This is a genomic window from Streptomyces sp. Mut1 (genome assembly GCF_030719295.1).
In the GTDB taxonomy this organism is placed as follows: Bacteria; Actinomycetota; Actinomycetes; order Streptomycetales; family Streptomycetaceae; genus Streptomyces; species Streptomyces castrisilvae.
This window is the reverse complement of the sequence record NZ_CP120998.1, coordinates 245,617-258,923: the sequence shown is the minus strand read 5'-3', so window position 1 is coordinate 258,923 and position 13,307 is coordinate 245,617. Positions and strand designations below refer to the sequence as shown.

At 68.5% G+C, this 13,307-nt stretch carries 16 protein-coding genes; 7 read left to right on the top strand and 9 right to left on the bottom strand.

What is annotated here, in order from left to right; translation table 11 throughout:
• The first annotated feature begins 8 nt into the window (after nt 1–8).
• On the top strand, nt 9–1,445 hold the full coding sequence (gene ahcY, locus P8A18_RS33870; RefSeq protein ID WP_306061600.1) for an adenosylhomocysteinase: 1,437 nt from the start codon (nt 9–11) through the stop codon (nt 1,443–1,445).
• On the opposite strand, the gene P8A18_RS33865 is transcribed toward ahcY, so the two are convergent.
• Genes P8A18_RS33865 through P8A18_RS33855 form a run of 3 tightly spaced genes read right to left on the bottom strand, consistent with a single transcriptional unit; the run spans nt 1,439 to nt 3,124 of the window.
• On the bottom strand, nt 1,439–2,212 hold the full coding sequence (locus P8A18_RS33865) for a futalosine hydrolase (RefSeq protein ID WP_306061598.1): 774 nt from the start codon (nt 2,210–2,212) through the stop codon (nt 1,439–1,441). The genes ahcY and P8A18_RS33865 overlap by 7 nt on opposite strands.
• A gap of 3 nt (nt 2,213–2,215) precedes the next feature.
• Complete coding sequence (locus P8A18_RS33860; RefSeq protein WP_306061596.1) at nt 2,216–2,701, bottom strand: hypothetical protein; 486 nt, start codon at nt 2,699–2,701, stop codon at nt 2,216–2,218.
• A gap of 3 nt (nt 2,702–2,704) precedes the next feature.
• Nucleotides 2,705–3,124 (bottom strand): DUF6069 family protein, encoded by a 420-nt coding sequence (locus P8A18_RS33855; RefSeq protein WP_306061594.1) that lies wholly within the window; start codon nt 3,122–3,124, stop codon nt 2,705–2,707.
• A gap of 226 nt (nt 3,125–3,350) precedes the next feature.
• Here P8A18_RS33855 and mqnE point away from each other — a divergent pair, with 226 nt between their 5' ends.
• The 5 genes from mqnE to rfbB are packed head-to-tail and all read left to right on the top strand — an operon-like array spanning nt 3,351 to nt 7,995.
• The gene (gene mqnE, locus P8A18_RS33850; protein WP_306061592.1) at nt 3,351–4,517 is read left to right on the top strand and encodes an aminofutalosine synthase MqnE; all 1,167 of its coding nucleotides are present in this window, start codon (nt 3,351–3,353) and stop codon (nt 4,515–4,517) included.
• A 41-nt stretch (nt 4,518–4,558) separates the two neighbouring features.
• Nucleotides 4,559–4,867, top strand: coding sequence for a ferredoxin (locus P8A18_RS33845; RefSeq protein ID WP_018555727.1), 309 nt, complete (start codon nt 4,559–4,561; stop codon nt 4,865–4,867).
• Nucleotides 4,867–5,772, top strand: a complete 906-nt coding sequence (locus tag P8A18_RS33840; RefSeq protein ID WP_306061589.1) for a menaquinone biosynthetic enzyme MqnA/MqnD family protein — start codon at nt 4,867–4,869, stop codon at nt 5,770–5,772. The genes P8A18_RS33845 and P8A18_RS33840 overlap by 1 nt, the downstream gene beginning before the upstream one ends.
• A gap of 40 nt (nt 5,773–5,812) precedes the next feature.
• On the top strand, nt 5,813–7,018 hold the full coding sequence (mqnC, locus tag P8A18_RS33835; RefSeq protein WP_306061587.1) for a cyclic dehypoxanthinyl futalosine synthase: 1,206 nt from the start codon (nt 5,813–5,815) through the stop codon (nt 7,016–7,018).
• 14 nt (nt 7,019–7,032) lie between these two features.
• The gene (gene rfbB, locus P8A18_RS33830; protein ID WP_306061585.1) at nt 7,033–7,995 is read left to right on the top strand and encodes a dTDP-glucose 4,6-dehydratase; all 963 of its coding nucleotides are present in this window, start codon (nt 7,033–7,035) and stop codon (nt 7,993–7,995) included.
• 105 nt (nt 7,996–8,100) lie between these two features.
• Here rfbB and P8A18_RS33825 read toward each other — a convergent pair whose 3' ends face one another.
• The 4 genes from P8A18_RS33825 to P8A18_RS33810 form a co-directional block, all read right to left on the bottom strand.
• The gene (locus tag P8A18_RS33825; RefSeq protein WP_362932711.1) at nt 8,101–8,424 is read right to left on the bottom strand and encodes a hypothetical protein; all 324 of its coding nucleotides are present in this window, start codon (nt 8,422–8,424) and stop codon (nt 8,101–8,103) included.
• Nucleotides 8,421–8,786, bottom strand: coding sequence for a hypothetical protein (locus tag P8A18_RS33820; RefSeq protein WP_306061583.1), 366 nt, complete (start codon nt 8,784–8,786; stop codon nt 8,421–8,423). The genes P8A18_RS33825 and P8A18_RS33820 overlap by 4 nt, the downstream gene beginning before the upstream one ends.
• A 29-nt stretch (nt 8,787–8,815) precedes the next feature.
• Nucleotides 8,816–8,998 carry a type II toxin-antitoxin system Phd/YefM family antitoxin gene (locus P8A18_RS33815; protein ID WP_018555988.1) on the bottom strand — a complete coding sequence of 61 codons (183 nt, stop codon included), beginning with the start codon at nt 8,996–8,998 and terminating at the stop codon, nt 8,816–8,818.
• Nucleotides 8,999–9,095: 97 nt separating this feature from the next.
• Nucleotides 9,096–9,890 (bottom strand): hypothetical protein, encoded by a 795-nt coding sequence (locus P8A18_RS33810; RefSeq protein ID WP_306061581.1) that lies wholly within the window; start codon nt 9,888–9,890, stop codon nt 9,096–9,098.
• 359 nt (nt 9,891–10,249) lie between these two features.
• Between P8A18_RS33810 and P8A18_RS33805 the strand changes: the two genes are divergently transcribed.
• A complete protein-coding gene (locus P8A18_RS33805; RefSeq protein WP_306061580.1) occupies nt 10,250–10,789 on the top strand; it encodes an NUDIX hydrolase in 540 nt (179 codons plus the stop codon).
• A 175-nt stretch (nt 10,790–10,964) separates the two neighbouring features.
• Here P8A18_RS33805 and P8A18_RS33800 read toward each other — a convergent pair whose 3' ends face one another.
• Both P8A18_RS33800 and P8A18_RS33795 read right to left on the bottom strand, forming a co-directional pair.
• On the bottom strand, nt 10,965–11,624 hold the full coding sequence (locus P8A18_RS33800) for a class I SAM-dependent methyltransferase (protein WP_306061578.1): 660 nt from the start codon (nt 11,622–11,624) through the stop codon (nt 10,965–10,967).
• 179 nt (nt 11,625–11,803) lie between these two features.
• Nucleotides 11,804–12,265: a glycine-rich domain-containing protein gene (locus tag P8A18_RS33795; RefSeq protein ID WP_037710878.1), complete on the bottom strand. Its 462-nt coding sequence runs from the start codon at nt 12,263–12,265 to the stop codon at nt 11,804–11,806.
• Between the last annotated feature and the right edge of the window lie 1,042 nt (nt 12,266–13,307).

Sequence of the window (13,307 nt, the reverse complement as noted above, 5' to 3'; positions counted from 1 at the left end):
TAGCACGCATGCCCGTTCAGCCGAACGTCGCCTTCACCGACTTCAAGGTCGCCGACCTCTCACTCGCGGCTTTCGGCCGTAAGGAGATCACCCTCGCCGAGCACGAGATGCCCGGCCTGATGTCGATCCGCAAGGAGTACGCCGCCGCCCAGCCGCTGGCCGGTGCCCGGATCATGGGCTCGCTGCACATGACCGTGCAGACGGCGGTGCTGATCGAGACCCTGGTCGCGCTCGGCGCCGAGGTCCGCTGGGTGTCCTGCAACATCTTCTCCACCCAGGACCACGCGGCGGCCGCCATCGCGGTCGGCCCGGACGGCACCCCGGACGCCCCGGCGGGTGTCCCCGTCTTCGCCTGGAAGGGCGAGACGCTGGAGGAGTACTGGTGGTGCACGGAGCAGGCGCTGACCTGGCCCGGCCACACGGGTCCGAACATGATCCTGGACGACGGCGGCGATGCCACCCTCCTGGTCCACAAGGGCGTCGAGTACCGGAAGACGGGCGAGCTGCCCACCGCCGACAACGAGGAACTGGCCGTCGTCCGCGCCGTGCTGGAGAACAGCGGCCTGGACTGGACGGCCCTCGCCTCCGAGATCCGTGGGGTCACCGAGGAGACCACGACGGGTGTGCACCGGCTGTACGAGATGCACCGCGAGGGGGCGCTCCTGTTCCCGGCGATCAATGTGAACGACGCGGTGACGAAGTCGAAGTTCGACAACAAGTACGGCTGCCGTCACTCGCTGATCGACGGCATCAACCGGGCCACCGACGTGCTGATCGGCGGCAAGACGGCCGTGGTCTGCGGGTACGGCGATGTCGGTAAGGGCTGCGCGGAGTCCCTCCGGGGCCAGGGCGCCCGCGTGATCATCACCGAGATCGACCCGATCTGCGCGCTCCAGGCGGCGATGGACGGCTACCAGGTCGCCACCCTCGACGACGTGGTGGAGCAGGCGGACATCTTCGTCACCACGACGGGCAACAAGGACATCATCATGGCCGCGGACATGGCCCGGATGAAGCACCAGGCGATCGTCGGGAACATCGGCCACTTCGACAACGAGATCGACATGGCCGGCCTCGCCGCGATCGACGGCATCGTGAAGGACGAGGTGAAGCCGCAGGTCCACACCTGGACGTTCCAGGACGGCAAGGTCCTGATCGTGCTGTCCGAGGGCCGCCTGCTGAACCTGGGCAACGCCACCGGCCACCCCTCGTTCGTGATGTCCAACAGCTTCGCGGACCAGACCCTGGCCCAGATCGAGCTGTTCACCAAGCCCGAGGAGTACCCGACCGACGTCTACGTGCTCCCCAAGCACCTGGACGAGAAGGTCGCCCGCCTCCACCTCGACGCCCTCGGCGTCAAGCTGACGACGCTGCGCCCGGAGCAGGCCGCGTACATCGGTGTCGAGGTCGAGGGCCCGTACAAGCCCGACCACTACCGCTACTGACCCCGCACCCCATCGGACCGTCCGGCCGGCAGATCCTCGAACACGGAGGTGAGCCGGCCGGAGGCGTCCGCGAGGGCGGCCAGTGCGTCGCCGATGCGCCACTGGGACCGGTCGCGCGGGCCCACCGCGTTGGAGACGGCGCGCAGTTCCACGACCGGGCAGCCGGCCGCTGCCGCTGCCTCGGCGACCCCGAACCCCTCCATCGCCTCGGCGAGTGCGCCGGGGTGACGGGCCCGCAGCGCGGCGGCCCGCGCGGCGGTGCCGGTCGCGGTGGAGACGGTGAGGACCGCGCCCGTACCGGCCCGCGTCGCTTCGGCGACGCGGGCCACGAGCGTGGCGTCGGGCCGGTACGCGATGGTGCCGAAGCCCAGTTCGGTGACCGGCACGAAGTCGTCGGCCGTCTCGGCGCCCAGGTCGGCAGCGACGAGCTCGCTCGCCACGACGAGGGAACCGAGCGGTGCCTCGGGCTGGAAGCCGCCGCCGATCCCGGCGCTGACGACCAGGCCGTAGCCGGCGCCCCGGTGCGCCGCGGCGGTCAGCGCCACAGCGGTCGAGGCGGCCGCGGCGGCGGGCCCCACACCGGCGGCCAGCACGTCCACGCCGACGCCGCCCGTGGTCACCCGGTGCAGGGTGCGGGCGGCGAGCGGGGTGGGTACGGGCGGGGTGGCGGCGTCCCGGAAGACGCCCGCCACCGCGTCCTGTTCCGCGGCGACCGCGGTGACGACGAGGACCCGGAGGCCGGGTCCGTCCGGCGGGGAGGCGGTCACGGCTCAGTGCGGGCCGTGGCTGACGACGCCGGCGATGGCGATCTTGCGGTACGTGTCGCCGCGGCGGCGGGACAGCAGCGCGAACGACCCGGCGAGCGCCAGCAGTTCGAGCTCGTCCCACTGGCCGGTGACCGCTATCTGCACGGACTTGCCGTCGGACCTGGACAACGAGAAGTCGATCTCGTCGGAGCCCCGGACGAGCGTCGCCCGGTAGTGGCCGCGGTGCGGCTTGGACGTACGCCACTCGACCGGCGCGCCGCCGCCCGGCACGAACGCCCCCTGGCCGTCCAGGCACAGGATCGCGGGCTCGGCGGCCGTGACGCGGGTGCGCCCCCGGCCGGTGGCCGCGATCGGCAGAGCACGGCCACCGACGGTGACCGTGCCCTTGCGCATGCCACGCTCGAACGTCAGCGTCGCGGAGGAGCCCTTCACACCGTCGAGGACGAAGGCGCCGCCCTTCTTGTGGAGGCTGAGCGCGGTCTTCGCCATGCGTCAGTCCTTTCGTGCGGTGCGCGCGAACCCGGGGATCAGCACCGCGGCCACGACGACGTGCATGCACAGCAGCGCGACCTTGGAGCCGCCCCCGTCGCCGCTGCCGGCCGGGCCGAGCAGGGACAGCAGAAAGATGACCGAGGAGATCACCGTCCACAGGGTGCGGGCGTTGGGCGACTTGCGGTCGAGCAGCGTCACCACGCCGAGGGCGGCGAAGCCCACCACGAGCGTCACGCCGATGACCACCGGCAGACCGATCTCCTGGATGTCGCCGCCCTGGGCCTTCGCCTTGAGGCCGTCGTCGAGGGTGGCGTGCGCTATGAGCCAGACGATGACGGTCGCCACGGTGGCGACCAGGGGGTACACGATCCGTCCGCGGGCCTGCTGCCGGGTGGGGGAGGCGGTCGCTGTATTCGACATGCGTCTTCATCCTTACGCCGATGCGCGTGTCTCGGTCCGGAGGCGGACCTTCGCGAGAGTTCACGTTACGGGCAAGGGGTCGCCGCGTAGGAGGAGCTGGATCGTATCTGTAGGGAATCTCTTAGCGGTGGTTCCAGGAGCATGGAGCTGCGCTGCCCGGGGCTGTTGTGTTCGCGGGGTTAGCAGACCGTTCTCATGCCGGATTTCACGCTGAGGAGACGCACGGGTGGACGCAGGATTCAAACGCGAAATCGAACAGAAGGTCGCTGCCGGCGAACGCCTCAGCCGGGAGGACGGTATCGGTCTCTACGAGAGCGACGACCTGGCCTGGCTCGGCGGGCTGGCCCATCAGGTCCGTACGCGGAAGAACGGCAACGTCGTTCACTTCAACATCAACCGCCATCTCAACATGACCAACGTGTGCACGGCCTCGTGCGCGTACTGCTCGTTCCAGCGCAAGCCGGGCGAGATGGACGCGTACACCATGCGCATCGAGGAGGCCGTGAAGCTGGCCAAGGCGATGGAGAACGACCAGCTCACCGAGTTGCACCTGGTCAACGGCCTCCACCCGACGCTGCCCTGGCGCTATTACCCGCGCTCGATCCGGGCACTGAAGGAAGCGCTGCCGCCGACGGTCGCCGTCAAGGCGTTCACCGCCACCGAGATCCATCACTTCGAGAGCATCTCCGGGCTCCCGGCGAGCGAGATCCTGGACGAGCTGATCGACGCGGGCATGGAGTCGCTGACCGGCGGCGGTGCGGAGATCTTCGACTGGGAGATCCGCCAGCACATCGTGGACCACCGCACGCACTGGGAAGACTGGTCGCGCATCCACCGTCTCGCCCACGAGAAGGGGATCAAGACCCCCTGCACGATGCTCTACGGGCACATCGAGGAGCCCCGGCACCGCGTCGACCACGTGCTGCGGCTGCGTGAACTCCAGGACGAGACCGGCGGCTTCCAGGTCTTCATCCCGCTGCGCTACCAGCACGACTTCCATGACTCCATGGACGGCAAGGAACGCAACCGGCTGATGTCCAGGACGAAGATGGCGACGCCGACGGAGTCCCTGAAGACCTTCGCGGTCTCGCGGCTGCTCTTCGACAACGTGCCGCACGTCAAGGTCTTCTGGGTGATGCACGGCCTCCAGACCGCACAGCTCGCGCTCAACCACGGCGCCGACGACATCGACGGCTCCGTTGTCGAGTACAAGATCACGCACGACGCGGACAACTACGGCACTCCGGACAAGATGTCCCGCGAGAGCCTGCTCGACCTGATCCGCGACGCCGGGTTCCAGCCCGTGGAGCGCAACACGCTCTATCAGACCGTCCGCGAGTACGAGGGCCCGGATCCGGAGATCCGCGAGACCCCCCAGCCCATGCGGGTCTGACTCATGACCATCATCACGACAAGTATCGGCAGGTGTGCGCGATGACCGTACGGGACGAGGACCTCCGGGGCGATGCCCTTGAGGTCTGGATCGACCAGGACCTGTGCACGGGTGACGGGATCTGCTGTCAGTACGCGCCCGATGTCTTCGAGCTGGACATCGACGGGCTCGCCTACGTCAGGAACGCGGACGGCGATCTGCTCCAGGACACGGGTGCCACGGTCCTCGTGCCGACCATCGCCCTGCGCGACGTCACCGACTCGGTGAAGGAGTGCCCGGGGGAGTGCATCCATGTACGCCGGATCAGCGACGGCGTCGAGGTCCTCGGACCGGATTCGGCGGACGGCTGATGACGGCGGTCACCGGCTACGAGCCGGCCCTGCGCGCCCCGTCGGCCGAACTCGGCCGGCCGCGCGTCGGCCACATCGACTTCCTCAACTGCCTGCCCCTGTTCTGGGGGCTGGCCCGTACGGGAAGCCTGCTCGACCTCGACCTGCACAGGGACTCGCCGGAACGCCTCAGCGACGCCCTCGTCGCCGGAGAGCTGGACATCAGCCCGATCAGCGTCATGGAGTATCTGCGCCATGCCGACGACCTGGTCGTGCTGCCCGACATCGCGGTCGGCGCGGACGGGCCCGTGATGTCCTGTCTGCTGCTCAGTAAGGTGCCGCTGGAGGAGCTGGACGGCGTCCCGCTCGCCCGGACCACCTCCAGCCGCACCACCGTGCGCCTGGCCGAGCTGCTGCTCACCGAGTCCATCGGCGTCAAGCCGGAGTACTTCGACTGCCCGCCGGACCTGCCCACCATGATGGCCGGGGCCCCCGCGGCCGTGGTCATCGGCGACGCCGCGCTGCGCGCCTCGCTCCAGCAGGCCGACACCTTCGGGTTCCAGGTGTACGACCTGGCCGAGATGTGGCGGGAGTGGACCGGGCTGCCGTTCGTCTTCGCGGTGTTCGCGGCCCGGCGCGAGTTCGTCGCCGAGCACCCGGAGCTGGTCCGTGAGGTGCACTCCGGATTCCTGAAGTCGCGTGAGCTGTTCCTCGACGAGATCGACGTGGTCTGCCGGAAGGCGGCCCGCTGGGCGAAGTTCGACGTCGAGACGCTCAAGCGCTACTACCTGTCCGCGCTCGACTTCGACCTGGGGGAGCGGCAGCTCGCCGGACTGCGCGAGTTCGCCCGCCGGGTCGGCGGAGCCGACGCCGGCTTCGCGCCCGACCTGAGGATCCACCTGCTGGAGACCGGGCGCACCTCGTAGGAGCGCCGCGTCGATCCATCCGAAACAGAAAGGTGGCCCGATGGCCATCCCGACCAGTCATCTCACCGCTGCTCTGGACCGCGCCGCCACCGGAGGCCGCCTGACGCCCGAAGAGGCCCTGGAGCTCTATCGCCACGCACCCCTGCACGCACTCGGCCAGGCGGCCGACGCGGTGCGCCGCCGTCGCTACGCCGACCGGGAGAACCAGGCGACGTACATCATCGAGCGGAACATCAACTACACGAACGTGTGCGTCACGGCGTGCAAGTTCTGCGCGTTCTACGCCGCTCCGAAGGACACCGCCAAGGGCTGGTCCCGGGACCTGGACGACATCCTGCGCCGCTGCGCGGAGACGGTTGAGCTGGGCGGCACGCAGATCATGTTCCAGGGCGGCCACCACCCGGACTACGGCGTCGAGTACTACGAGAGCATGTTCTCCGCCATCAAGGAGCGCTTCCCCGAGCTGGTGATCCACTCGCTGGGCGCCTCCGAGGTGGCGCACATGGCGAAGGTCTCCAAGGTCCCGGTCGAGGAGGCGATCACCCGGATCCGCGACGCCGGACTCGACTCGTTCGCCGGGGCCGGCGCCGAGCTGCTGCCGGCCCGCGCCCGTACCGCCATCGCCCCGCTCAAGGAGTCCGGCGAACGCTGGCTGGAGATCATGGAGACCGCGCACGGGCTCGGTCTCGAATCGACCACCACCATGCTGATGGGCACGGGCGAGACGAACGCCGAGCGCATCGAGCACCTGCGCATGATCCGCGACGTGCAGGACCGCACCGGCGGCTTCCGCGCCTTCATCCCGTACACGTACCAGCCCGAGAACAACAAGCTGCGCGGGCGTACCCAGGCGACGTCGCTGGAGTACCTGCGGGTGATCGCCGTCGCACGGCTCTTCCTGGACAACGTGGCGCACATCCAGGGCTCGTGGCTGACCACGGGCAAGGAGATGGGCCAGATGACCCTGCACTACGGGGCCGACGACCTCGGCTCGGTGATGCTGGAGGAGAACGTCGTCTCCTCCGCGGGCGCCAAGCACCGCTCCAACCTGCCCGAGCTGCTCGAACTGATCCGCGGCGCCGACCGCGTACCGGCGCAGCGCAGCACCACGTACGAGATCCTGCGGGTGCACGACGACCCGGCGAACGACCCGGCCGACGAGCGGGTCGTCTCGCACATCTCCTCGATCGTGGATTCGGGTGACGGCGTCCGCCGCCGCTCCCTGAAGGTTCTGCCGGTCGGCTGAGGAGACGGGACGACGTGAAGGTATTTGTCACAGGCGGAGCCGGCTTCATCGGCTCGCAGTACGTGCGGGCGATGCTCGCGGGCGAGTACGCCGGTTACGAGGACGCCGAGGTCACCGTCTTCGACCTGCTCACCTATGCGGGCAACACGGCGAACCTGCCGATCGGGCACGAGCGGCTGACCTTCGTCCGGGGCGACATCCGCGACGCGGCCGCCCTGGAGGAGGTGCTGCCCGGACACGACGTGGTGGTGCACTTCGCCGCCGAGTCGCATGTGGACCGGTCGGTCGCCGGCGCGGTCCCGTTCGCCTCGACGAACGTGGTCGGCACCCAGCAGCTCCTGGACAGCTGCGCCCGGCACGACGTGGCGACCGTGCTGTGCGTGTCCACGGACGAGGTGTACGGCTCCATCGAGCGCGGCTCGTGGGACGAGAACGAGCCGCTCCAGCCCAACTCGCCCTACGCGGCGTCCAAGGCGGGCAGCGACCTGGTCGCCCTGGCCTGCCGGCGCACGCACGGGCTGGACATCCGGCTCACCCGGTGCTCCAACAACTACGGCCCGTACCAGAACGCCGAGAAGCTCATCCCGCTGTTCATCACCAACCTGCTGCGCGGCAAGCCCGTGCCGCTGTACGGCGACGGACGCAACGTGCGTGAGTGGCTGCACGTGGCCGACCACTGCGCGGCCCTGCAACTGGTCCTGACCGACGGGGAGCCGGGCGAGGTCTACAACATCGGCAGCGGCGTCGAGGTCACCAACGTCTCGATCGCCCGACGCCTGGTCGAGCTGTGCGGCGCCGACCCGTCCATGATCCGCCAGGTCGCCGACCGCAAGGGCCACGACCTGCGGTACTCGCTCGACTTCAGCAAGATCACGAAGCTGGGCTTCACCCCGTCGATCGAGTTCACGGCGGGCCTGGAGAGCACGGTGCAGTGGTACGCCGACCACCCGGACTGGTGGCCGGCCGAGACCGCCTGACCGGGCGGCACGAGGGCTGCGGCGGCCGCCGGATCGAGCGATCCGGCGGCCGCTGTGTGCGTGGGTGCCGGGGGTCACCTGGCCGCATTGCGGGTGACGCGGGCGTCAGGCCCAGAAGGCTTCGGTGACGACGATCTGTGGGTCGGCGTGGCGGCGCATGAAGGTGTAGATGAGCCAGCCGCGTCCGCCGGCCAGGTCCACGATATGAGGACCACCGGGGCTTGTGGAGGCCAGCGGCCGAACGGTCATCCAGTGCGGGAGCGAAGCATCGGCATCGATTCCCCGGAAGTACGGGTCTTCGGCGGTGACCAGTTCCGCACGGGCACTCATGACCAGGTCGCTGCCTTCGGCAGGCATGTTCTGGAAATCGTGCTGCGCCTGCTTCGTCCAGTCCATCTGCCAAGGCGGCCGGAGTGGTTCGTCGATCACTCTCCGGGCTTCCTGTCGGCGGCTTCATGCCGGAGGCGGCTGTACTCCTCCAGAAGCCGGGTGGACTCCTCGGGGTCCTCGGACTTGGCGGCGCGGGCTTCGAGGTCGCGAAGGTGTGAGTCGAGTACGGGATTTCGCGCGATGGCGTACTGCGTCCACCACAGGCGCATGAAGGCCGGCACGGGGGTGATGCTGAAGGCGTCGCCGATGACGCGCTTCCAGTGAGCCTCAAAGTCCGGGAGGAGCTGTGGAGTGTGTTCCTGAATGGCCAACCGGAGTGCTTGAGGGGTGCGCTCGGGCATGGGTGGAATCCGCAGGGGTTCCCCCTCGTACCCATCGAAGTGGAGTGCATGGGCGGGCATGGTTCGGGCTCCTTGGTATGGAGGGTGGGTCAGGCCACCTCGTGCGACTGGTGCCGACGAGCCATCTGCTCGAACCACTCGGCCGGCACCAAGTAGGCGACCGTCTTCCCCTTGCGGGTGATTGCGGCGGCCTCACCGGCGATCCGGGTTCGGTCCAGGATCTCGCCCATCCCTTTGCGCAGGTCGATGGTTGTGTACGTCTTCGTCTCCATGCGTTCAAGCGTATAACAACTATCATAGTTGACAGGTTCGTCACTAAGCGTGATTGGTTATGTCGCTTAGGCGGCACAGTGGCTGAACCCGGGGCCGTCAGCGCTTGGGGCGGTCTGATTTGGGGATCAGGCCCGCTCGTACGGCTCGGGCCTGGGCGCGGACTTTTTGGGCGGGGAGGGTGGGTTCCTGGTGGGTGGGGGTGCCTCGGCAGGTGCGGCATTTGCCGCCGGGTAGGGCTTCGGGGGTGCCGGGGGCTCGGCATTCGCTGCATTCGAGGGAGCGCAGGACGGTGTGGGGTTCGCGGGCTGGGGGCAGTTTGGTCTGGAGGCGTGTGGCGATGAGGGCGGCCGGGTGGTGGATGCGGTCGGGGAGGCCTGAGGTGAGGGCGTGTGTGATCTCGGCTTCGGTGGCGCCTCGGGTCAGCCATTCCGTCATTTGCGGTTCCAGGGTTACGCAGTCGCGGTGGGAGAGTGAGAGGGCGGGGGTGGTGCGGCCGAGTGCGGCGAGCAGGATGAACGCGCGGGAGCGGGTGGTGCGTTGGGTTTCTGTTGGTACGTCGCCTCGGCTGAAGGCGGCCCACCAGGTGTCGTCGCGGGCGGTGCGGGAGAAGAATGTCCGGGTCACCCAGATCAGGTTCTCGCCGCTGGCGACGCATTCGCTGCCCCGGCGCAGGTGGCCCTCTTCCTGGAGGCGGTTGAGGGTGGTGCGGATCGCGCACTGTCCGTACGGGAGGGCTTTGGCGAGGGTCTTCACGGAGATGTCGGCGCCGTCGCGCAGTGAGTCGATGTACGAGGCGATGGCGGCGTCGCGGGGGACGAGGTGGGTGAAGTCGGCGCCGGTGCGGGGGCGCTGGTCCGGCGCGGAGCGCTTGCCGTAACCGGGGTTGGCCATCGGGTGGTCGGGTGCGGAGGCACCACTAAACTGGCTGGCAGCCATCTGATCGGTACTCCATTGCTTTCGATCGAGGTGGTCAGGCCCTTGGCGGTGTTTCCTCACCGGCAGGGGCCGTCTTGTTCTGTGTCCTCGCTGAAGCTAGAGCGCGGCTACCTGGCGTCGCAACTCGAACGCGGAAAGTCAACCCTTGCGGGTCAGGAGGGTGGGTGGGTGGGTACAAGCCCATCCACCCATTCCACTCAAAGAGCGCTCGGGGCTCGGAGCTTGAGCCCCGAGGTCTTCGTCTCCAACTTGGCGGTCGGATTCTCGTCAAAGTGACATGCTGGGTACTTCACTGACACAAGGGAGTTTGGCTCATGCAGTGGACCGTCCATGGCGAGCGGCAGATCTACAACAACCCATGGGTGAACCTCTGGCTCGTGGACGTCCAGCAGCCTGACGGCCGGCGGTGGGAACACCATGTGGTCCGGATGCGGCACCTGGCCGTAGCGGCCGTGGTCGACGACCAGAAGCGTGTGCTGATGATGTGGCGGCACCGGTTCATCACCGACACCTGGGGCTGGGAGCTTCCGATGGGCCTCATCGAGGCCGACGAGACTCCGGAACAGGCGGCTGCCCGCGAGGTCGAGGAGGAGACCGGCTGGCGGGTGAAGGGCGTCAAGCCGCTGGTGTACGCGCAACCGGCGAACGGCATCACGGATTCCGAGCACTTCGTCTTTCGTGCCGAGACCGCCTCGTACACGGGCCCACCGACCGAGTTGAACGAGTCCGACCGAATCGAGTGGATTCCGATCTCGGAGATCCGGGGCATGATCGACCGCCGAGAGATCGTCAGCAGTGGCAGCCTGGTCGGTCTGCTGTATCTGCTCCTGGACGAGGCGACCAGCAGCTCGTAGAGGTCAGCCGAGGGCCTCACGCATGCGTTGCTCGAAGGCGAGGACGGGGGCTTCGCGTGCGAAGGGCAGCATCGACATGGCGAGTGGCTGTTCGCCGGCGGCGCGGGCCGGACCGGTCACGCCAGGCCGGCAGCGAGGTCACCGCTTCGACCTCGCCGCGCCAACAGCACGAGGGTCATCGAGGCGCGCACGCCCGGACCAGGAGCGTCCCCAGGGAGCCGGCATCCGGGTGGGGCAGTACCTCCGACCGGATGTCCACGAAGCCGTGGAGCTTGAGCACACCGGCCCACTGCTCCGCGCTGTACTGCCACCGGTACACCGTCAACTCCTTCTCGCGGCCTTCCAGCCACTTCCCGCCCATCTGCTGCGCCCCGAACTGACCGGCAATCGGCTCCCGGTGCGAGAAGGCGAAGACGCCGCCCGGGGACAGGCGGCGCAGGACGCGCGGGACGAGGGCGTCTGGATCGGTGAACCAGACCGCGCCCCATGTCGAGTAAATGGCATCCCACCACCTCAGATCACCGTCGAGGAAGGCGCAGGCCTCCGCGTGGACGAACTCCAGCCCGGGGACGTCGCTCCAGAACTCGCGGGCGCGGCGGACCTGAGCGGGCGAGAAGTCCACGCCGATGACTTCGACGCCGGCCCGGGTCAGGAAGGCCGCGTTCTCGCCCTCGGCCGGCCCCAGGTCGAGCGCGGTCTTCGGCTCGCCCAGGACCTCTGCCCCGGGCCCGGAGCCAGGGATGCCGGTCCAGTCGAAGCGGTCCGCCACCGGGCGCCGCTCGGCTTTCTCGCCTCGGTGAGGCTTGTACTTGTCCCAGTACTCGGCTGCGGTCATGGGGCCGGCGCTGGACATGTGAATCCTCCGGGGGAGAGACGAACTCCAGTGGCGCCACGCTACCGACGGCACCCCCGGGACGTACGTGAAAGTCAGAAACCATCATATATAGGCATAAAGAGTGCCCGGGTCCGCGTGAAGCGGTCCCGGGCACAAGGGATCAGCCCAGCCCTACGGCGTCAGTGGCAGCTCGCCCCGGGGTGACACGGCCCGCACTTCGCGAAGTCGGCTTCCCACAGCGGCCAGTCCACAGGGAAACCGTTGTCCGCGATGATGTGAGCGGTACGCTCCACGGAGCCGTCGTGCTTGAACTCGATCTCCGGGATGTGCTCCAGGAACCTGCCGCCGAAGTTCGTCTCGCAGAACTCCCGGTAGTTGCGGGTGTCGAGGATGAACACGTGGACCGCGATGTCCACGATCCGCCCGCAGCACATCTCCAGGCCCTGGCCGAACTTCTCCATGGCGGTGATGAGGTACGAGACGGCGCCGGCGAACAGACGCTCCGCCATGACCTTGTCGAACGGGTAGTCGCGCATGAGCAGAGTGACCTCACGGTCCCACACCTCCGGGGAGACGAAGGTCCTCGGGTCGCGGGTGACGGTGTACGTCTCCCGATCCCTTTCGATTAATGGTGTTGCCATGGGTGCCCTCCGATGTAGTCGGGTTGCGTGGCTCTACCTGCCCGGCCGCAGGACGGCGGCCTGGCCACCCGCTCGCCCCAGGCCGGGTACCTGGGTGACGCGGGAGCTATGAGGGCCGGCCGACGCGATACGCGCGGGGGCCGTGCCGAGTTGTCGGCCCGGCCGTCCCGGCTGCACGCGCGAGTGCGCAGCCGGGACGGAGTGGCCTCACTGGCGTGCCAGCACGGGGCTGGTCTGCTCCGGCGCGGCTGCGCCGCTGCGGTGAGGATGTCTGCGGAGCAGTACGCGGCAGTCCGTCGCGCGAGAGTAGTCACCGACCCGCGAGGCTGCCGTCTCTTCTGAGCGCAGCCGCTCGCAGTGTGCACACGCGGTCATGATGGACTCCTTCTGTCTGATCTTCGTTACGGGGGTAAGGGGCCTGACCGGGGCGCTCGCGGTGTCCACGAGCCCCAGGACCATGACCTTGCGAAGGTGCGTTATCCGGTCGCGCTCGGGTATCGCCGCTCTGCGAAGCGAACCACCGCAGGAACCATCACAGGATTGACTCCGTCCGTGGAGTCGCTGCATCCTCCAGGGCGGCCCGAAGCGCCGCTGTATCAGTGAGGAGCCTGTCGCCTGCCGGGCAGACCCGCCAATACGGGCCAGGCCCAGAGGTTCGTCTCGGCGGCGGGAACACGACGTGAGCGCCAGGCCCGAGGACCCGGGCACCGGGCACATCGGGGGGCTCCCACCTGGCCGCCGACCCGGGGGCGATGAAGAAATACATGCACCCCTCGTGCGGGTCCTGAAGAGCGGCGCCAACCAGGCTCCCGAGGATGGAGACCGCGTCATTGCCAACGCTGCGAGGCACGCGGACGGCGTCCCACGCCTCGCCGGCGCTTTCCAACCGGCAGTGCTTGATTGTGGGCGTGGACGGCACCTGAGCCTCCCGTAGCTGTGATCGTCCACTTAGGTTGGCTTGCGTCCCTTCTCATTCCGAGGGCTTTCAGAGGACTCTTCTCGGCACGAAAGAGGACTTTCATGCATTCTTCTGGGGCGTGAG

Coding starts and splice junctions, on each gene's coding strand:
- ahcY (WP_306061600.1), top strand. CDS start 9: ATGCCCGTTCAGCCGAACGTCGCCTTCACCGACTTCAAGGTCGCCGAC.
- P8A18_RS33860 (WP_306061596.1), bottom strand. CDS start 2,701: ATGGCGAAGACCGCGCTCAGCCTCCACAAGAAGGGCGGCGCCTTCGTC.
- P8A18_RS33855 (WP_306061594.1), bottom strand. CDS start 3,124: ATGTCGAATACAGCGACCGCCTCCCCCACCCGGCAGCAGGCCCGCGGA.
- P8A18_RS33845 (WP_018555727.1), top strand. CDS start 4,559: ATGACCGTACGGGACGAGGACCTCCGGGGCGATGCCCTTGAGGTCTGG.
- P8A18_RS33840 (WP_306061589.1), top strand. CDS start 4,867: ATGACGGCGGTCACCGGCTACGAGCCGGCCCTGCGCGCCCCGTCGGCC.
- mqnC (WP_306061587.1), top strand. CDS start 5,813: ATGGCCATCCCGACCAGTCATCTCACCGCTGCTCTGGACCGCGCCGCC.
- P8A18_RS33820 (WP_306061583.1), bottom strand. CDS start 8,786: ATGCCCGCCCATGCACTCCACTTCGATGGGTACGAGGGGGAACCCCTG.
- P8A18_RS33815 (WP_018555988.1), bottom strand. CDS start 8,998: ATGGAGACGAAGACGTACACAACCATCGACCTGCGCAAAGGGATGGGC.
- P8A18_RS33810 (WP_306061581.1), bottom strand. CDS start 9,890: ATGGCCAACCCCGGTTACGGCAAGCGCTCCGCGCCGGACCAGCGCCCC.
- P8A18_RS33805 (WP_306061580.1), top strand. CDS start 10,250: ATGCAGTGGACCGTCCATGGCGAGCGGCAGATCTACAACAACCCATGG.
- P8A18_RS33800 (WP_306061578.1), bottom strand. CDS start 11,624: ATGACCGCAGCCGAGTACTGGGACAAGTACAAGCCTCACCGAGGCGAG.
- P8A18_RS33795 (WP_037710878.1), bottom strand. CDS start 12,265: ATGGCAACACCATTAATCGAAAGGGATCGGGAGACGTACACCGTCACC.